At 65.9% G+C, this 17,827-nt stretch carries 15 protein-coding genes; 4 read left to right on the top strand and 11 right to left on the bottom strand.

Annotation, left to right across the window (positions count from 1 at the left end; all coding sequences use genetic code 11):
• Window positions 1–32: 32 nt before the first annotated feature.
• The 3 genes from U0S50_RS02585 to U0S50_RS02575 form a co-directional block, all read right to left on the bottom strand.
• Window positions 33–2,201, bottom strand: a complete 2,169-nt coding sequence (locus U0S50_RS02585; RefSeq protein ID WP_322307171.1) for a primosomal protein N' — start codon at window positions 2,199–2,201, stop codon at window positions 33–35.
• A gap of 104 nt (window positions 2,202–2,305) precedes the next feature.
• Window positions 2,306–3,397 (bottom strand): PepSY-associated TM helix domain-containing protein, encoded by a 1,092-nt coding sequence (locus tag U0S50_RS02580; protein WP_322307170.1) that lies wholly within the window; start codon window positions 3,395–3,397, stop codon window positions 2,306–2,308.
• 3 nt (window positions 3,398–3,400) lie between these two features.
• Entirely contained in the window at window positions 3,401–5,605 is a 2,205-nt protein-coding gene (locus U0S50_RS02575; protein WP_322307169.1) for a TonB-dependent receptor, read from the bottom strand.
• A gap of 128 nt (window positions 5,606–5,733) precedes the next feature.
• Here U0S50_RS02575 and U0S50_RS02570 point away from each other — a divergent pair, with 128 nt between their 5' ends.
• Window positions 5,734–8,052, top strand: a complete 2,319-nt coding sequence (locus U0S50_RS02570) for a patatin-like protein (RefSeq protein WP_322307294.1) — start codon at window positions 5,734–5,736, stop codon at window positions 8,050–8,052.
• 54 nt (window positions 8,053–8,106) lie between these two features.
• On the opposite strand, the gene dnaJ is transcribed toward U0S50_RS02570, so the two are convergent.
• Window positions 8,107–9,243, bottom strand: coding sequence for a molecular chaperone DnaJ (dnaJ, locus tag U0S50_RS02565; protein WP_322307168.1), 1,137 nt, complete (start codon window positions 9,241–9,243; stop codon window positions 8,107–8,109).
• 118 nt (window positions 9,244–9,361) lie between these two features.
• Window positions 9,362–11,266, bottom strand: a complete 1,905-nt coding sequence (dnaK, locus tag U0S50_RS02560) for a molecular chaperone DnaK (protein ID WP_322307167.1) — start codon at window positions 11,264–11,266, stop codon at window positions 9,362–9,364.
• Window positions 11,267–11,431: 165 nt separating this feature from the next.
• On the opposite strand from dnaK, the gene U0S50_RS02555 reads away from it, so the two are divergent.
• From U0S50_RS02555 to U0S50_RS02545, 3 genes are all read left to right on the top strand, one after another.
• On the top strand, window positions 11,432–11,947 hold the full coding sequence (locus U0S50_RS02555; RefSeq protein WP_322307166.1) for a copper chaperone PCu(A)C: 516 nt from the start codon (window positions 11,432–11,434) through the stop codon (window positions 11,945–11,947).
• A gap of 6 nt (window positions 11,948–11,953) precedes the next feature.
• The gene (locus U0S50_RS02550; protein ID WP_322307165.1) at window positions 11,954–12,448 is read left to right on the top strand and encodes a vgr related protein; all 495 of its coding nucleotides are present in this window, start codon (window positions 11,954–11,956) and stop codon (window positions 12,446–12,448) included.
• Window positions 12,449–12,549: 101 nt separating this feature from the next.
• Window positions 12,550–13,902, top strand: a complete 1,353-nt coding sequence (locus tag U0S50_RS02545; protein ID WP_322307164.1) for a DNA recombination protein RmuC — start codon at window positions 12,550–12,552, stop codon at window positions 13,900–13,902.
• Window positions 13,903–13,967: 65 nt separating this feature from the next.
• On the opposite strand, the gene U0S50_RS02540 is transcribed toward U0S50_RS02545, so the two are convergent.
• The 6 genes from U0S50_RS02540 to U0S50_RS02515 all read right to left on the bottom strand — a co-directional run bounded on the left by U0S50_RS02540 (window position 13,968) and on the right by U0S50_RS02515 (window position 17,790).
• Complete coding sequence (locus U0S50_RS02540; protein WP_322307163.1) at window positions 13,968–14,696, bottom strand: META domain-containing protein; 729 nt, start codon at window positions 14,694–14,696, stop codon at window positions 13,968–13,970.
• An 86-nt stretch (window positions 14,697–14,782) separates the two neighbouring features.
• The gene (locus tag U0S50_RS02535; RefSeq protein WP_322307162.1) at window positions 14,783–15,598 is read right to left on the bottom strand and encodes an RNA methyltransferase; all 816 of its coding nucleotides are present in this window, start codon (window positions 15,596–15,598) and stop codon (window positions 14,783–14,785) included.
• A gap of 89 nt (window positions 15,599–15,687) precedes the next feature.
• Complete coding sequence (locus tag U0S50_RS02530) at window positions 15,688–15,966, bottom strand: HPr family phosphocarrier protein (protein WP_322307161.1); 279 nt, start codon at window positions 15,964–15,966, stop codon at window positions 15,688–15,690.
• On the bottom strand, window positions 15,963–16,367 hold the full coding sequence (locus tag U0S50_RS02525; RefSeq protein ID WP_322307293.1) for a PTS sugar transporter subunit IIA: 405 nt from the start codon (window positions 16,365–16,367) through the stop codon (window positions 15,963–15,965). The genes U0S50_RS02530 and U0S50_RS02525 overlap by 4 nt, the downstream gene beginning before the upstream one ends.
• A 38-nt stretch (window positions 16,368–16,405) precedes the next feature.
• Window positions 16,406–17,344, bottom strand: coding sequence for an RNase adapter RapZ (rapZ, locus tag U0S50_RS02520; protein WP_322307160.1), 939 nt, complete (start codon window positions 17,342–17,344; stop codon window positions 16,406–16,408).
• Complete coding sequence (locus U0S50_RS02515) at window positions 17,341–17,790, bottom strand: serine kinase (protein WP_322307159.1); 450 nt, start codon at window positions 17,788–17,790, stop codon at window positions 17,341–17,343. The genes rapZ and U0S50_RS02515 overlap by 4 nt, the downstream gene beginning before the upstream one ends.
• Between the last annotated feature and the right edge of the window lie 37 nt (window positions 17,791–17,827).

Raw genomic sequence — 17,827 nt, 5'->3', positions numbered from 1 at the left:
ATCCGGCCGGGGTCATGTAAAGCGCCGCGAGATCAGACGAAGCTGTAGGGGTCGATATCGATCGCCAACCGCGCCTTTGCGGGCCAGTCGATGGCGCCGACCCAGTCGCGGATCGCACCCTGCAGGTCAAAGCTGCGCGGGGCGTGGAGCAGCAGGCGAAACCGGTGACGGCCGCGCAGCATCGCGAGCGGCGCGGGGGCGGGGCCATAGACCGACAGGCCGTCGAGCACCGGCGCCTTTTGCCCCAGCCGCTGGGCAAGGCCGCGGGCAACCTCCAGATCCTCCGACGAGATGATCAGCGCGGCGAAACGGCCATAGGGCGGTGCACCCGCCGATTTGCGCGACGCCGCCTCGGCTGCATAAAAACCGTCGCGGTCGTTGGCGACCAGCGCCGCCATCACGGGGGCGTCGGGAACCCGCGTCTGGATCAGCACCTCGCCGGGCTTTACCCCGCGCCCGGCGCGGCCCGCGACCTGCGCAATCTGTTGGAAGGTGCGTTCCGACGCACGCAGATCGCCGCCGTCGAGGCCCAAATCGGCATCGACCACCCCGACGAGGGTGAGGTTGGGGAAATGATAGCCCTTGGTGACGAGCTGGGTGCCGATGATGATGTCGACCAGCCCTGCCTCGACATTGTCGACGAATTCGGCGGCCTTGGCCGGCGACCACAGCGTGTCCGACGTGACGATCGCCGTCCGCGCCTCGGGAAAGCGCAAGCCCACCTCGTCGGCGACGCGCTCGACGCCGGGGCCGCAGGCGACCAGGCTGTCCTCATCCTCGCATTCGGGGCACAGCCGCGGCGGCGGCATGACATGGCCGCAATGGTGGCAGGCGAGGCGGTGGACGAGCCGGTGCTCGACCATCCACGCCGTACAGTTCGGGCACTGGATGCGGTGGCCGCAGGTACGGCACAGGGTGAGCGGCGCAAAGCCGCGGCGGTTGAGAAAGAGCAGACTCTGTTCGCCCTTGTGCAATCGGTCGGCGAGCGCGTCGACGAGCGGCGGCGCCAGCCAGCGGCCCCTATCGGGCGGGTCGGCGCGCATGTCGATCGCGGCGAGGTCGGGCAGCGTCGCGCCGCCATAGCGGGCGGGCAGGACGATGTGGCGATAGCGCCCCGCCTCGACCTGCGCGAGGCTTTCGAGCGCCGGGGTCGCGCTGGCGAGGATCACCGGCAGCCCTTCGAAATGCCCCCGCATCACCGCGACGTCGCGGGCGTGATAATGGACGCCATCCTCCTGCTTGAAGCTTGTTTCATGCGCTTCGTCGACGATGATCGCGCCAAGATCGGCATAGGGCAGGAACAGCGCCGAACGCGCGCCGACGATGATCCTTGCCCCGCCGCTGGCGATCGCGTGCCAGGCGCGGCGGCGTTCGGCCTGGCGCAGCCCCGAATGCCAGGCGACAGGTTCGCAGCCGAAACGCGCGGCAAAGCGCGTCAGCATCGGTTCGGTGAGCGCGATTTCGGGAAGCAGGATCAGCGCTTGGCGCCCCGCGGCGAGCGCGGCGGCGACCGCCTCCATATAGACTTCGGTTTTGCCCGATCCGGTGACGCCGTCGAGCAGCAGCGTTTCGAAGCGCCGCGCTTCGACCGCCGCCTTCAACTGGCCGGCGGCGGCGCGCTGTTCGTCCGACAGGTCGGGCGGCGCGAAACTGCGATCGGGTTCGGGATAGGGGGCGTCGGCGGCGACGCTGACCGGTTCGAGCGCGCCCGTCTGGACGAGGCCGCGGATCACCGCCTCGCTGACGTTGGCGAGCGCGGCGAGTTCGCGCACCGTGCCCTGGCGGTCGCCGATCGCCTCGATCGCGACGGTCCGTTGCGGCGTCATGCGCGGTGGCAGGTCGCCGGTGGCGCGATATTCGATGATCGGGCGCCGCGCGTCGGCAAAGGCGACGCCGGGCAGCACCATCCGCAGCACCGATCCCGGCGGGCTCAAATAATAGTCGCTGGTCCATTCGACGAGGCGGCGCAGCGGGGCGGGCACCGGCGGGACGGGCACGATTTCATACAGGTTGCGCAGTCGGTTGTCGCCGACGGGGTCGGGGGCACCGAAACTGCCATCCTCCCATACCACGCCGCCCAGCCGCCGCGGCCCCAGCGGCGCGACGACGACGCTGCCGAGCGGTGCCGCGCTGCCCTGCGGGACGCGATAGTCGAGCGGGCCGAGGGCGGCGGTCAAAAGGAGGACGCGGGCGCGGGTCATGTTGGGGCAGGATATAGGCGCGCGCACAAAATAGGAAAGCGCGTGTCGCGGCATCGCGGCGCACCCACCGCCGCGATGCCGCCGACGGGGGTATGGAAAGACGGTCAGCGCGCGGCCAGCGCGGCCTTGCCAGCCGGGCGCGCCGTGCGCTTTGGACGGCGGAACCAGAAGGTCCAGACAGCAAAGCTGCCGAGCAGGGTCAGGGCGAGGCCCGAAAGCGTCATGGCGACGCGATAAGGCAGGCCGCCGACCTTGCCCGCGTGAAGCGGATAGGCCTTGTTGAACGCCTGCGCCGCAGAAGGCATGACGAGCGCGTCGCGTGCCCCAAGGACGCGCCCGGTCGCGGCGTCGAACCACAATGTCGTGCGGCCGTTGGGCAACCACTCGGCGGGCTGGCGCAGACGCAGCATGATCGGTTCACCCGCTGCGCGCGGCAGGCTGAGGATACGAAATTCGGCGTCGGGAAAACGGCGGTGTGCCTCCGCTAGCATGGCGGCATAATCGGGCGTCGCGGCCAGCGGGCCGCCCTTGTACTTGGGTGCCTCCATCGCCTTTTCCGCTTCGTCGACCGAACCAAAGGGGGCGACGACGATCATCGCAAAGGGACGAAAGATCATCATCGTGCCCGTGACCACCGACAGCAGCAGCAATGGCGCCGCGATGATGCCGAGGTCGCGGTGGTGCATCAGGATCGCGGGGCGGCTCATCCGTTTCGGCCACAGCCGGAACTGGAAGGTCTTTCGCGTACGCCACCACAGAATGACGCCCGACAGGATGAAGAACAGCCCGGCGAGCCCGGCGATACCGATCACCCATTCGCCGGTGTCGCCGGTGAAAAGATGGTGGTGAAAATCGAACAGCCACAATTCGGGGCGTTCCCACTGGCTGGCCCAGCGGGTGACAATGGCGCCCGACTGGTCGGTGTACAGGCCCGCGCCTGCGTCCAGCCGTATCTGGTGCAGGCCAAAGCTGTCGCGAGCATAGATGATGCCCTGCGGCGCGCCGGGCAAGGCCATGATCTTTTCGGTCGCGGCGGCGATGGCGGTCAGGTCGGTGCGCTGGACATCCTCGACATGCGGCAGGCCGATCCACGCATCCTTGTGGAGCAGGATCGTACCGGTCAGGCCGAGCAGCGCCAGAACGAGGCCGATGATGCCCCCAGCCCAGCGGTGAAGCGTGTCGAGCAGTTGGAGCATGACCTAGAAACGATAGTCCCAGCCGAGCGTGAAGGTTCGCCCGCGCCCGGCGAAATTGAAGAAATTATCGGTCGGGCGCTGGGTGTCGCTGGCGTAGCTGACATATTGCTTGTCGAACATATTTTGCACCGACAGGCTGATCCCGCCCAGACCGGTCTGATAGCGGACGAAGGCGTCGGTCAGCGTATAGCCATCGAAATCGTTGCGCGGATCGGGGACGGGGCCTTCGAATCGGCGTTTCAGGTAGAATTGCGTCTGGATCCGTGCAGACAGCGGGCCGCGGGCATAGCTCGCCGCGAGGTTCAGCCGGTCGGGCGAGATATTCGCACCGTCGAGGTCGGTATCGACCTGGCCATCGCCGTTGCTGTCGAAACGTCCGTCGAGATGGGCATAGCCCGCCGACAGCGTCAGCCCGTCGACCGGCGGCTTGACCGCCAGGTTGATTTCGAGGCCCTGGATTTCGACGCGCTGGCGGATGACGTCGAAAATGCCGTCGGGCCGCGCGATCAGCAACTGCCCTTCCTTGCTCGTCGACCAGAAATAGGTCGCGCTGGCGTCGAGCGGACCCCGCTTCACCTCGACCCCGATCTCACGATTGTTCGACACGATCGGCCGGATGTTCAGATATTGGTCGATGTCGAGCCCCGTCACTTTGACCGCGCGGGTGATGCGGCCGACGTCGGGGGCGGTATATCCCTCGGCATAGCTCGCATAGGCGCGGATGCCGGGGGCGGGTTCGACGATGATGCCGCCGTTCAGCAGCGTGTCGTGAAAGCTGGGGCTGCCCCCCGAGACGGCGACGCCGCCATAGCTGGCGAGACCGCACGGGCCGGTCGGTACGCGCGGCGGCGCCGGGCAGGCTACGAAGGTGTTCGCCGACAGGGTGCGATAATCGTCGATGCTGATCTTCACATCCTCGTATCGCACGCCGCCCGCGAGGCGCAGGAGACCGTCCGCAAGTTTCAGATTGGCCTGGCCAAAGGGCGCAAAGCTGCGGAACCGGGTCGGAGGCACCCAGATGCGGTCGGTGGCGATCAGCCTTTGTTCGGTCTTGTCCCACAGCGCGTCGAACCCGGCGACAAGGGTCAGCGCCTCGAACCCCGGGACCGCGCGTTCATAGCTGATCTTCGCGCCGAGCTTGCGGCTGCGGTTCTGCGACTGGTCGAACAATGTGCCGACCGGCGCGATCGCCGGATCCTGGAAACTGGCGATCGGATTGGGGTCGCCGCCGAAGGTGTCGTGGGTGCGGTTCCAGAAGAATTGGGTCATGAAATGCCCGCCGCCCAGATCGTCGTCGGTCAGCGACAGGGCGGCGCTTTCTGTGCGGCTGGTGGCGGGCTTTCCGGGCGGGGTACCGCGTTTCGCGCTGGTCGGCAGGCCGGTGGCGCGATTGCCCGCGACCGCTTCATAATCACCGTCGCCCTTCAGTTCATAGCGGCTGAGGATGAGGTCGAGCCGCATCGTGTCGGTGACGGCATAGCCGAAGCGCCCGAACAGCGAGAGCGATTTGGAATCCATCGTTTCGCCCTGGGTCACGTTGACCCCGATCGGACGGCCCGCCGCGTCGCGAAACAGGCCGCGCATTTCATAGGCAGCGCCGACCGAAGCGTCGAACCTGTCCGCCTTGTACTGAACAAGGCCGGCGAGCTTTCCGCCCATTCCGGCGCGTGAAAATTCATCATCGGCGCTCGCCTGCAAGAGAGCGCGGCCGGACAGGCCTTCGCGCGTCGGGGCGCCGACCGTGACCTGGTTGACGATGCCCCCGGTTCCGCCGATCCCCTGGAGGGCGTTCGAGCCATAGATGAGCTCGACCCGGTCGATGAAAAAGCCGTCGATGGTGAAACCGTCGCGGCTGCCGTCGCGCAGCGGGGTCGATTGCGGAATGCCGTTGATCGCATAGAGCGGGGCGCGTCCGCGCAGCGTTTCGCCCGCGCCCGACAATTTCTGGCGGGTCGGAGAGAAGCTGGGGGTCAGCGTTGCCACTGCATCGGTCACCGACCCCGCGATCGCGATCTGCTGATCGAGGGCGTCCTTGTCGATGATGTCGATCGTCAGCGGCAGGGCATTGGGCGGCAATATGGTGCGCGCCGCGGTGACGATGATCGCGGCCGTGCCTTCGTCGGTATCGACCGGCGCCGCTTCCTGCGCCAGCGTCGGCGAGGAAAGCGCGGTGCCAAGCAGCGCAGCGACGACGATCTTGCGAATCATTCTTATTTATCTCCTGTCTTGCGGCGCCGCTAATGCGAGCGATTTGCATATGCAAGGGAAAAGCGCGGCGCTGCGCGGTCCGCGCGCAAGGGGGGACAGGCGTGGCAAAGCGCGCTATCAACCCTTTCATGCGCGAGAAGGAATTGCGGTTCGCCCTGATTTGCTACGGCGGCATCAGCCTGGCGGTGTATATGCACGGCGTCACCAAGGAGGTGTGGCGACTCGCCGCCGCTTCGCGGGCCTTTCACGAAGGCGAGGTGCAGGATGGTGTCGGTGCGGCCTATATCGAACTGTTCGATGCTATTCTGGCGAACAGCGGTGTGCGGCTGCGCGTGCTGGCCGACATCGTTGCGGGTGCCAGCGCCGGCGGCATCAACGGGATTTTCCTGGCTCGCGCGCTGACCACCGGCCAGTCGCTCGACCCGCTCACCGAATTGTGGCTCGACGATGCCGATGTTGATCGGTTGATCGACCCCGATGCGCGGCCGCTGTCGGCGGCGACCAAATTCTGGGCGGTGCCGATCGCCGGGTGGATGATGAAGCGCCGGGGCAATGCGATCGATCGCACGGTGGGCGAGGCGGCGCAGGAGGAAGTGCGCGCCAAGCTGTCGCGCTTCGTTCGCGCCCGCTGGTTCGAACCGCCCTTTGGCGGCGCGACTTTCTCCGGTTTGCTGCTCGACGCCTTTGACGCGATGGAAGCGGGGCCGCGCGGTCCCGAACTCGTGCCGGCGGGTCAGCCGGTCGACCTGTTCGTATCGGTCACCGACTTTGCCGGACATGCCATGCCGCTGCGGCTCAACAGCCCGCCACGGGTCAGCGAGCAGGAGCATCGGCTGGTCCTGCATTTCCGGCAGGATGGGCGGCCCGGAACAAGGATGGACGATGTTCCTGCCCTTGCCGCTGCGGCGCGGGCGACGGCGAGCTTTCCCGGCGCCTTTCCGCCCTTCACGATCCGCGAGCTCGACAAGGTGCTGGCCGAACGCGCCATCGACTGGCCGGGGCGCGCCGATTTCATCCACGCCCAACTTCCTTTCGGTGGAGAGGGCGATTCCGTCGACCGCGTGCTGATCGACGGATCGGTCCTTGCCAATGCGCCCTTTCGCCCTGCTATCGCGGCGCTGAAACAGCGGCCGGCGCGCCGCGAGATCGATCGCCGTTTCGTCTATATCGATCCGAAGCCCGATTATCGTTCGATCAGCTTCGGGCGCGGGGCGAATAATGGCGAGGGTGAAGAGGCGCGCGCGGGTCTGCCCGGATTTCTGCCCACGATCCTGGGCGCCCTCTCTGAAATTCCGCGAGAACAGCCGATCCGCGAAAGTGTCGAGGCGATCGAGGGGATGTCGCGCCGGATCCGGCGAATGCAGCATATCGTCGATGCGATGAAGGTCGAGGTGGAGGAACAGGTCGCGATCCTGTTCGGCACCACCTTTTTCCTCGACACGCCAACCCCGGCGCGGCTCGAAAAATGGCGCGCCAAGGCACAGGAGCAGGCGGCCGCGCGGGCCGGCTTTGCCTATGCGCCCTATGGCCATCTGAAACTATCGGCGGTCGTCGAGGAACTCGCCGGGACGATCGAGCGGCTGTCGCCGTCGGAAGGCGATACCCACCGGACGAACCGGCGGGCGATGCTGTGGGACGAGGTGCGCGCGCGCGGGCTCGACCGGATTTCGGGGCGCAAGGGGCTGGGCGCCAGCGGCGATGCCATCGGCTTTTTCCGTGTTCATGATCTGGGTTTCCGTATCCGCCGGTTGCGCTTTCTGGCGCGCGAACTCGATGCATCGGTCGAGGCGCGGCGCGATGGCCACGACCCGGCCTGCGACACGATGCGCGAGGCGATCTTTACCGCGCTCGGCCACTATCTGGAGCGCGAGGGTGACCGATGGCTCGCCGATCTCGATGTGCCGGTCGATGCCGGGCCGGGCGCGTGGATCGACGCAATCGCGGCGCGTCGGGATCTGGTCGGGATCGATGGTGTCGCCGATGCGATGATCGCCGACGCGCTGGCGCTGTTGCCCAAGGACGACCGGCGCGTGATGCTGCTCGCCTATCTCGGCTACCCCTTTTTCGACATCGCGACCCTGCCGCTGCTTCAGGGGGAGGGGTTCGACGAGTTCGACCCGATCAAGATCGACCGCATTTCGCCCTCGGACGCGACCGCGATTCGAACCGGCGGTGCGGCGGCGATGCTGAAGGGGATAGAGTTCAACAGCTTCGGCGCCTTTTTCAGCCGTGCCTACCGCGAAAACGACTATCTGTGGGGGCGACTCCACGGCGCTGACCGGCTGATCGATATCGTCGCGAGCAGCGTGACGGGCGCCGACGCGCTGGCGCGCGAACAGCTGACGGCGATCAAGCGCCGCGCCTTTCGTGCGATTCTCGACGAAGAGGAAGAGCGGCTGCCCAAGGTCGCCGCTCTGATCGCAGAATTGCGGAGTGAGATCGGCTGACCGCCGCTGTCATTGCTGCGCTGCGTTGGTCCCGACGCTTTGACGGGTGACGGCTTAGTCCGTCAGATCGTCCCACATATCCTTGATGCGTCCGAAAAAGCCCTGGCTGGCGGGGCATTCCTCGCCAGTTTCGGTTTCGCGGAATTCGCACAACAATTCCTTTTGCCGTGCGGTGAGCCGGGTCGGGGTTTCGACATCGATCTGAACGACCAGGTCGCCATGGCCGCGTCCGTTCAGCACTGGCATCCCCGCGCCGCGCTGGCGCAGCTGCTTGCCCGACTGGATGCCCGCGGGGATGTGAATGTCATGCTTGGCTCCGTCGAGCCCGGGGATGCTGATTTCACCGCCCAGCGCCGCGGTCGTGAAGCTGATCGGTGCGCGGGTGAACAGCGTCGTTCCCTCGCGTTCGAACAGCTTGTGCCGCGCCAGATGCAGAAAGATGTAAAGGTCGCCCGGCGCCGCGCCGCGTGCGCCCGATTCCCCCTCGCCCGACAGGCGGATTCGCGTTCCTTCATCGACCCCCGGCGGGATGGTCACGGTCAGCGTCTTGCGCCGGTCGACGCGGCCTTCGCCCATGCAGGTGCCGCACGGATCGGCGATCACCTCGCCCGCGCCCTGACAGGTCGGGCAGGTGCGTTCGACCATGAAGAAACCTTGCTGCGCGCGGACCTTGCCGTGGCCGCCGCAGGTCTGGCAGCGGTGGGTGCTGGTTCCCGGCTTGGCGCCCGAGCCTTCACAACTGTCGCAGCGCGCCGCGACATCGACATCGATCTCGCGGGTGCAGCCGGTAAAGGCGTCCTCGAGCCGGATTTCCATGTCATAGCGCAGGTCCGCACCGCGCGCCGGGCCGCGCTGCTGGCGGCCGCCGCCGCCGAATGCCGAACCGAAGATCGATTCGAAAATGTCGCCGATGTCGCCAAAGTCGTTGCCGCCGCCCGAAAAGCCTCCGCCGGGGCCTCCGTTCTGGAACGCCGCCTTGCCGAACCGGTCATAGGCGGCGCGCTTTTGCGGATCCTTCAGGCAGTCATAGGCCTCGTTGATCGCCTTGAATCGCGCCTCGCTGTCGCCGCACCCCGGATTCTTGTCGGGGTGATATTTCATCGCCAGCTTGCGATAGGCCGATTTCAGCGTGGCATCGTCGGCGGTCCGCTCGACTTCCAGCAATTCATAATAATCGATGTCGAGCGACATGGATAATAGCCCTTTCCCCTTCGAGGGAGAGGGGGCATGCGGGGCCTGTCGCCAGGCCGGTTGCCTCCTCCTCTCCCCGCCCCTTTCCCGATTGGGGAAAGGGCGAAGGGTTCATGTCTTACTTCTTGTCGTCTTCGACTTCCGAGAATTCGGCATCAACGACATCTTCGTCGGCCTTGGTCTCGCCAGCTTCGGCGGCGGGCGATGCCGCTGCCTGCTGTTCCTTTTCATAGATCGCCTGGCCGAGCTTCATCGCGACCTGGGCAAGGGCCTGGGCCTTTTCGGTCATCGCGCTGCTGTCGCCGCCTTCGACCGCCGCCTTGGCTTCGCCGATCGCGGCTTCGATTTCGGACTTCAGCCCCGCATCGACCTTGTCGCCATGCTCTTCGAGCTGACGTTCGGTCGTGTGGATCAGGCTTTCGGCGTTATTCTTCGCCTCAGCCGCTTCGCGGCGCTTCTTGTCCTCTTCGGCGAACTGTTCGGCGTCCTTGACCATCTGGTCGATGTCCGCGTCGCTGAGGCCGCCCGAAGCCTGGATCTTGATCTGCTGTTCCTTGCCGGTGCCCTTGTCCTTGGCGTGGACCGACACGATGCCGTTGGCGTCGATGTCGAACGTCACCTCGATCTGCGGCACGCCGCGCGGCGCCGGCGGAATGCCGACCAGATCGAACTGGCCCAGCATCTTGTTGTCCGCCGCCATTTCGCGCTCGCCCTGGAAGACGCGGATCGTCACCGCCGACTGATTGTCGTCGGCGGTCGAATAGACCTGGCTCTTCTTGGTAGGAATGGTGGTGTTGCGGTCGATCATGCGCGTGAACACGCCGCCCAGCGTTTCGATGCCGAGGCTGAGCGGGGTCACGTCGAGCAACAGCACGTCCTTGACGTCGCCCTGCAGCACGCCTGCCTGGATCGCCGCACCGATGGCGACGACTTCGTCGGGGTTGACGCCGGTGTGCGGTTCCTTGCCAAAGAAGTCCTTCACGACTTCGCGAACGCGCGGCATGCGGGTCATGCCGCCGACCAGAACGACTTCGTCGATCTCGCTGGCGTTGATGCCGGCGTCCTTGATCGCCTTTTTGCAGGGTTCAAGGGTGCGCTTGATCAGCTCTTCGACCAGCTTTTCAAGATCGGAACGGGTGATCGTCTTCACCAGATGCTTCGGCCCATTGGCGTCGGCGGTGATGAAGGGCAGGTTCACTTCGGTCGTCGCGGCCGACGACAGTTCGATCTTCGCCTTTTCGGCGGCTTCCTTCAACCGCTGCAGCGCCAGCTTGTCGCCGCGCAGGTCGATGCCTTCGTCCTTCTTGAACGTGTCGGCCAGGAAGGCGACGATCTTGCTGTCGAAATCTTCGCCGCCGAGGAAGGTGTCGCCGTTGGTCGATTTCACCTCGAACACGCCGTCGCCGACCTCGAGGATCGAGATGTCGAAGGTGCCGCCGCCAAGGTCATAGACTGCGATCGTCTTATTTTCCGACTTGTCGAGGCCATAGGCGAGCGCCGCCGCGGTCGGCTCGTTGATGATGCGCAGCACTTCCAGGCCCGCGATCCTGCCGGCGTCCTTGGTCGCCTGACGCTGGGCGTCGTTGAAATAAGCGGGGACGGTGATCACCGCCTGTTCGACCTTTTCGCCCAGATAGGCTTCGGCGGTTTCCTTCATCTTCTGAAGGATGAAGGCGCTGATCTGCGACGGCGAATAATCCTCGCTGCCCGCCTTGACCCAGGCGTCGCCATTGGCGCCCTTGACGATATTATAGGGGACGAGTTCCATGTCCTTCTTGGTCATGGGATCGTCAAAGCGGCGGCCGATCAGGCGCTTCACCGCAAAGATGGTGTTTTCGGGGTTGGTGACCGCCTGGCGCTTGGCCGGCTGGCCGATCAGCCGTTCGCCGTCCTTGGCGAAGGCGACGATCGACGGGGTCGTGCGCGTCCCTTCCACATTTTCGATAACCTTGGGCTTGCCACCTTCCATCACCGCGACGCAGCTATTCGTGGTGCCGAGGTCGATCCCGATCACTTTTGCCATGGGTATAAAGTCCTTGTTGCTTCTCCGGCGCCCTGAAAAGGCACGCCGTCCGTTGGTCCCTTGGGAGTTTCTGGGGGCGATATAGGTGCGCTTGTCCTTGGCACAAGGGCTTTGACGGCTTATCTGGAGGGTGAAATTTCGGCGCTTTTACGGAGTCCTCCCAAAATGAAACCCTTGCCCCTCGCCGCCTTTGCCGCTGCTGCCCTGACGCTCTCGGGATGCGGAGAAAAACTGGGCGAGACCAAGCCGCTGAATGTGGTGAGCGGCCATATCGTGATGGGCGCCACCCCCGACCGCCCCGCCGTCGGCTATTTTCGTGTCCAGGGCGGCCCCCGCACGGTCGAGTTGATGGCCGTCACCGCCGACCTCGCCCAGCGGGTCGAGATGCACGAAAGCGTCAAGGAAAACGGCGTGATGACGATGAAGCCGCTGCTGCGCGCCGAGGTGCCGGCAAAGGGCGAGCTGGTGTTCAAGCAGGGCGGCAAGCATCTGATGATCTGGAACATCAACCCCGCCGCGGTGCGCGCGGGCAAGCTGCCGATGCAGTTCGTCTTCACCAACAACAATAATGAACGCATCCTGTTCGACATGGTGATCAAGGAAGCTGCGGCGGGCGCTGCCGGTGAAGAGATGGGCCATGGCGCGATGGACCATGGCGGCGAAACGGCGGCCAAGAAATAATCCGGCGTGGCGCGTCACGCGCGTTCCCTGACGACAGGTGAAATCGCGCTCGCCCGCAGCGTGTTCGGCGACGCAATCGCCTATGACCGGGTGCGCGTGTCGCGATCGAAGTGGATATTCTTTCAACCGCGCCGGGTGGTGATGGCGCCGATGGGGGTGCTGCATTTCCACCCGCACGGCGATCTATATTGCGAGGATTTCGGCGCCGCGTCGCAGGCATTGAAGGGCCTGTTCATCCACGAAATGGTGCATGTGTGGCAGGCGCAGACGCGCGGGCGCTGGTATCTGGTGCTGATGCGCCATCCGTTCGCGCAATATGGCTACAGCCTGAAACCGGGATGGCCGCTGGCGCGCTATGGGCTGGAACAGCAGGCGGAAATCGTGCGCCATTACTGGCTGTTGACCCAGGGCGTGACGATCGCCGGCGCGCCGGGGGTGGAGGCGTATCGGGCGATCCTGCCCTTTGACGGAGTGGCCGCTGCCGAATGGTCGCGGCTATAGCGGATGTGCTCGGGCGGATGAGCCCTGCCGAACACGCGCCGCCGGCCCTATCGCCAATTAGTCCCTAGCCAAGCGCTTGGTGTTCGTCCTATGTTCCGTTCATGGATATGGTCTCGCTGTTCGCTGCGCTAGCCGCGCTTGTTCTTGGTGCCCTGATCGGCTGGCTGTTCGCCGGGCGGCAGGCAGGCGGGCTGAAGGCCGAGCGGGACGGGTTTGCCGAACGCTTCAAGGCGGCCGTGACCGATCTGGCGGCCGAGGGCGAGGCGCGCAAGGCGGCAGACCTGCAATTGTCGGCGCTTCTCGCCGAACAGCGCGCGCGCGATGCCGCACATGACGCGCAGATCGCGCAATTGAAGGAAGCGCAAGGCGTGCTCACCGCCCAGTTTCGCGAAGTGGGGCAGGCAATGCTGGGCGAGGCGCAAAAGGCGTTCCTCGACCGCGCCGAGGCGCGCTTCAAGCAGAGCGAGGAAAGCGCCGGGCAGAATCTGAAGGCACTGCTGCACCCCGTCCACGACCGGCTCGAAAAATATGAGCAGGCGGTAGCCAAGGTCGAGGCCGAACGCCGCGACGCCTTTGGCCTGTTGAGCGGCCAGATCGCCGCGATGCGCGAGGGCACCGAGCGGGTGTCGAGCGAGGCGGCAAAGCTCGTCAACGCGCTGCGCCACGCGCCCAAGGCACGCGGCCGCTGGGGCGAACAGCAATTGCGCAACGTACTCGAAAGCTGCGGGCTTTCCGAACATGCCGATTTCCAGACCGAGGTGAGCATGGCGGACGGCGACGGCGGGCGGCTGCGCCCCGATGTCGTCGTCAAGGTGCCCGGCGGGCAGAGCCTGGTCATCGATGCCAAGGTTTCGCTCAACGCCTATCAGGATGCCTTCGGCGCCGTCGACGAGGCGGAAAAGGCGGCGCATCTTGCCGCGCACGCCGCAGCGATGAAGGCGCATGTCAACGCGCTTGGCGCCAAGGCCTATTGGAACCAGTTCCCTGACGCGCCCGATTATGTCGTGATGTTCGTCCCCGGCGAGCATTTTCTGGCTGCTGCGCTCGATCATGATCACGAGCTGTGGGACTATGCCTTTGACCGCAAGGTGTTGCTCGCGACCCCGACCAATTTGATCGCCATCGCGCGTACCGTCGCGGCGGTGTGGCGGCAGGAAAAGCTCGCCGGCCAAGCGCGCGAGATCGCCGCGCTGGGCAAGGAGCTTTATGCACGCATGGCGGTGATGGGCGCGCATATCGCACGGGTGGGCAAGAATCTGGATCAGGCGACCGGCGCCTACAACGCCTTTGTCGGCAGCTTCGAAAGTCAGGTGCTGACCCAGGCCAAGCGTTTCGAGGCGCTCGACATCGAAACGGGGGGTAAGGAGATTCCGGTATTGCCCGTTGCCGAACAGGCAGCGCGCCCGCTGGCGAAGCTGGCGAGCGGCCCGGCGGCGGTCAACGACGGCGAATAGGCGCGCGCCGTCGACACCTGTCCCACCCGACTGCAATCAAGCGGGACAGGCCGTGGCCGGGCGCGTCAGATCACGCGGCGCAGCACCGCTGTCTTGCCGTCCTTGCCGGTCAGGACCAGTGCGCCGTTGGCCGGAAAGTCCAGCGTGACGGGGCCTTCCATCAGGTCGAAAAAGGCACGTTCCTGCTCCATGCCGGCACCCGGGCACGCCATCATGGTCGACGCGAGCGGGCCGGGGGTCAGCGTCTTGCCGTCCGCCGCATAGCCACCACCAAATCGATTGCAGCCAGCGCTGCCGCTCATCCGGTCGCCTTCGAAGGCGAGTGAGGTCGGGCGGTCGGGCGACACCGGCTTTCCGGCGATCGACACGAAGGTCCAATTCGTTCCCGCGAGCGTGTCGGGCGCCAGGATCGCGCCGCCGCAGCCCTTGACCGTCTTGCCGTCGGCGGTGATGCGCACCGTGTCGGCATAGCGGCGGTCGCTCATCCCGTCGCTGCACGGCGCATGTTTGACGACCACCGACAGCCGGTCGGTGACATAGGCGCGGCCGTTCATCGACGCGCGCGCGCCGGGGTTGGGGACGGCGATTTTCGTTTCGCCATAGTCGCCATGGTAATTCAGGCGATCGGGCGTGATTTCCAGTGTCCAGCCAGGTTCCGTGCCGACCGCCATATAGGTGTCGGGCGCCGGCTTGTTGCCCGGCACCCGCGGCGTACCGGCAGCGGCGGTGCAACCGGCCAGGCTGACGGCGGCGATCGCAGCGATGAAAGTCGGGACATTGGACATGATGTGCATTTTTTCCGTTCAGTTGTCTGGGGGGAGGGCTGGCCCGATAATAGCCGCGGGTTGGCCTGTTCCTGAACGAAAAGATCGGGCAGCGTTCAGCTTCGGCGGCGCTGGTTCAACACTTCATAGGCCATGACCGCGGCGGCGACCGCGGCGTTGAGGCTGTCGGCCTTGCCCATCATCGGCATCTTGACCCGCTGATCGGCGGCGGCGGCATAGGTGGCCGGCAATCCCTGGGATTCATTGCCGACCAGAATGAAGGTCGGCGCGGCATAGCGCGCCGCCTGATAATCGATGCTGTCGTCGCCCAGCCACGTCGCGACCAGTTCGCCCGGTCCGCTGCGCAACCAGGTGTGAAAGTCGTCCCAGCGTGCCTGCACCAGCCTTTGGGTGAAAATCGCCCCCATGCTGGCGCGCACCGCCTCGACGGCATAGGGATCGGTGCTCTCGTCGAGCAGGATCAGTCCGCCCGCGCCGACCGCGTCGCCGGTGCGCAGCATCGTACCGAGATTGCCGGGGTCGCGCAGACGTTCGGCGACCAGCCAGATCGGCGCTGTCATCCGGTCGAGATCGGCGAGGCGGGTGGCCGGCTCGGCATAAATGCCGACGACCGTCTGCGGATTATCCTTGCCCGACAATTTGGACAGGATTGCTGGCGTCGTGTCGATCACCTCGCCCCCGGCCGCCATCGTCGCCTCTGCGAGCGCGCGGGCGAGCGGATGGGCAGCGCCCTCGGCTGCCAGGAACAGCCATTGCGGCAGCACTCCGGCCTCGCGCGCTTCGGTGGCGATGCGCAGCCCTTCGGCGAGGAACAGTCCCTCGGCGCGGCGGTGGCGCTTTTCGCGCAGCAACCGCATCCGCTTGATCAGCGGGTTCGACAGGCTTTCGATTGTGGAACGGCGGCCCGTCATGGCTTTTCCTTTTTACGCGCTATTGGCGACTGGCGGCGCCGTGCCCGCGCTGGGGCGTTCCGACCGGGCCTGAAAAGCCCACCAAGGGATCAATCCTCGCCGAAACTGTCCTTGACCAGCCCGACAAGCTTCAGCAGCGCGGCGTCGGCGCCTTCGCCTTTGGTGTGGATGGTGATGCTGTCGCCCTTGGCTGCGCCAAGCATCATCAGCCCCATGATCGAGGTGCCGTTGACGCGGCTGCCGCCCTTTTCAACCTCGACCGTCACGCATTCGGGCAGGCGGCTGACGAAGGTGACGAACTTGGCGCTCGCGCGCGCGTGCAGGCCGCGCTGGTTTGTGATTTCGACCGTCTCGCTGACTTCATTCACGGCCCCACTCCCAGCATTTCGGACGCGACCGAGATATATTTCTGTCCCGCCTCGCGCGCCGCGATCACCGCTTCGCGCAATTCCATCGTCTTGCGCGCGCTTTCGAGGCGAATCAACATCGGCAGATTGACCCCGGCGATCACTTCCGTCCGTCCCTGTTCGAGCAGGCTGATCGCGAGGTTCGACGGGGTGCCGCCGAACAAGTCGGTCAGCATGATGACACCGCGCCCGCCGTCGACCGCGCGGATCGCGTCGGCAATCTCGCGGCGCCGCATCTCCATATTGTCATTGGGGCCGATGCACACGGTCGCGATGGCACGCTGCGGCCCGACGACATGCTCCATCGCCCGCACCATTTCTTCGGCCAGGCGGCCGTGGGTGACGAGGACCATTCCCAGCAGCGGCATTGCTTTATCGGTGGGCATGAAATGCAGAACCCTTATGATGAACCGCCAGGCGCGGGAGATGCGGGCGGGGGCTTGCCCTCAAGCCCATCTTGCGGGGCCGAGTCAAGGTTGCGGTGGCTGAGAGTGGGGCGGTGTCCCGCCGTGCGAAGCGTTTTGGTGACCCGGTCGGCGACATGCACCGAACGGTGCCGTCCGCCGGTGCAGCCGAACGCGATGGTGACATAGCTTTTGCCCTCTGCGCGATAGCGGGGCAGCAGCGCGAGCAGCAGCGATTCGATCTGCGCGACCGTCGTTTCATAGGCGGGGTCGGCGGCGACATAGGCGGCGACGTCGGGGTCCAGACCGGTGCCGGGGCGCAGCGCCGCGTCCCAGTGCGGATTGCGCAGATAGCGCATGTCGAACACCAGATCGGCATTGCGGGGCAGGCCGCGGGCGAAGCCAAAGCTCAAAATATTGAGCACTGGTTCGTCGTCGCCGATATCGGCAAAGCGCTGGCGAATTTCCTGCTGCAGATCGTTGCTTGTATATTTGGTCGTGTCGACGACATGCTCGGCCCAGCGGCGCAGCGATTCCATCATCTCGCGTTCGCGTGCGATGCCGTCGGCGGCCGGGCGGTCTTCTGCCATCGGATGGCGCCGCCGGGTCTCGGAAAAGCGGCGTTCGAGTTCGGCACCCGCGCAATCGAGGAACAGCGTCTGGATGTCGCGCCCGCCCGTGTCGCGCAGTTCCTTGATACGCTTGACGAGCAAGGCGGGCCGAAAGCCGCGGCTGCGGCTGTCGATGCCGACCGCGACCGGGCGCGCCGCCTCGCCGCGCTGGGCGGGGGCATCGATCAGCGCGTCGAGCAATGCGAGCGGAAGATTGTCGACAACCTCCCACCCCAGATCCTCCAGAACCTTGAGCGCGGTCGATTTACCGGCCCCCGACAGGCCGGATACGAGCAGCAGGCGCGAATCGGCGGATTGAGTCATGCTGCGGGCGCCAGCCGTTCGAGTGCGATCATGATCTTGATCGGAGCCGATACTTCGAACGCCGACAGCAGGAGCGCGGGCAGCGCGTGGCCCGCGATGGTTTCGACCTGGCCCACCGCGGGCATGCGGTCATAGCGGTCGGTCAGCCGGACCGCGAGCGCCAGCGGCACGGGTGCGGTCCACGGCTTTTCGACGATGCCGATCCCGCGAATCTCCAGCTTGCCGGCCAAGGCTTCGGGCGGGCGGCACCAAAGGCGGCCGCGCTCGCTCCATATGTCGCAGCGATCGTCGGCGACGAGCCGCGCGCCGCGATCGATCAGGCGCAGTGCAAGGTCCGACTTCCCCTGGCCCGACTGGCCCAGAATCAGGACACCGCCATTGCCTGCGGCGACGCAGGTGGCGTGGATATTGACAACCTCTGACTGGGACCGGGCGGGGGCGAACATGGCGCAGGCTTACCGGCGACGAAGCAGGGCCGCAAGG

Origin of the sequence: Sphingopyxis sp., from assembly GCF_034380315.1 — a bacterium.
In the GTDB taxonomy this organism is placed as follows: domain Bacteria; phylum Pseudomonadota; class Alphaproteobacteria; order Sphingomonadales; family Sphingomonadaceae; genus Sphingopyxis.
This window is presented reverse-complemented; position numbering and strand designations above follow the sequence as displayed.

Coding starts and splice junctions, on each gene's coding strand:
- U0S50_RS02580 (WP_322307170.1), bottom strand. CDS start 3,397: ATGCTCCAACTGCTCGACACGCTTCACCGCTGGGCTGGGGGCATCATC.
- U0S50_RS02585 (WP_322307171.1), bottom strand. CDS start 2,201: ATGACCCGCGCCCGCGTCCTCCTTTTGACCGCCGCCCTCGGCCCGCTC.
- U0S50_RS02570 (WP_322307294.1), top strand. CDS start 5,734: ATGCGCGAGAAGGAATTGCGGTTCGCCCTGATTTGCTACGGCGGCATC.
- U0S50_RS02575 (WP_322307169.1), bottom strand. CDS start 5,605: ATGATTCGCAAGATCGTCGTCGCTGCGCTGCTTGGCACCGCGCTTTCC.
- U0S50_RS02555 (WP_322307166.1), top strand. CDS start 11,432: ATGAAACCCTTGCCCCTCGCCGCCTTTGCCGCTGCTGCCCTGACGCTC.
- U0S50_RS02515 (WP_322307159.1), bottom strand. CDS start 17,790: ATGTTCGCCCCCGCCCGGTCCCAGTCAGAGGTTGTCAATATCCACGCC.
- U0S50_RS02540 (WP_322307163.1), bottom strand. CDS start 14,696: ATGCACATCATGTCCAATGTCCCGACTTTCATCGCTGCGATCGCCGCC.
- U0S50_RS02535 (WP_322307162.1), bottom strand. CDS start 15,598: ATGACGGGCCGCCGTTCCACAATCGAAAGCCTGTCGAACCCGCTGATC.
- dnaJ (WP_322307168.1), bottom strand. CDS start 9,243: ATGTCGCTCGACATCGATTATTATGAATTGCTGGAAGTCGAGCGGACC.
- rapZ (WP_322307160.1), bottom strand. CDS start 17,344: ATGACTCAATCCGCCGATTCGCGCCTGCTGCTCGTATCCGGCCTGTCG.
- dnaK (WP_322307167.1), bottom strand. CDS start 11,266: ATGGCAAAAGTGATCGGGATCGACCTCGGCACCACGAATAGCTGCGTC.
- U0S50_RS02545 (WP_322307164.1), top strand. CDS start 12,550: ATGGATATGGTCTCGCTGTTCGCTGCGCTAGCCGCGCTTGTTCTTGGT.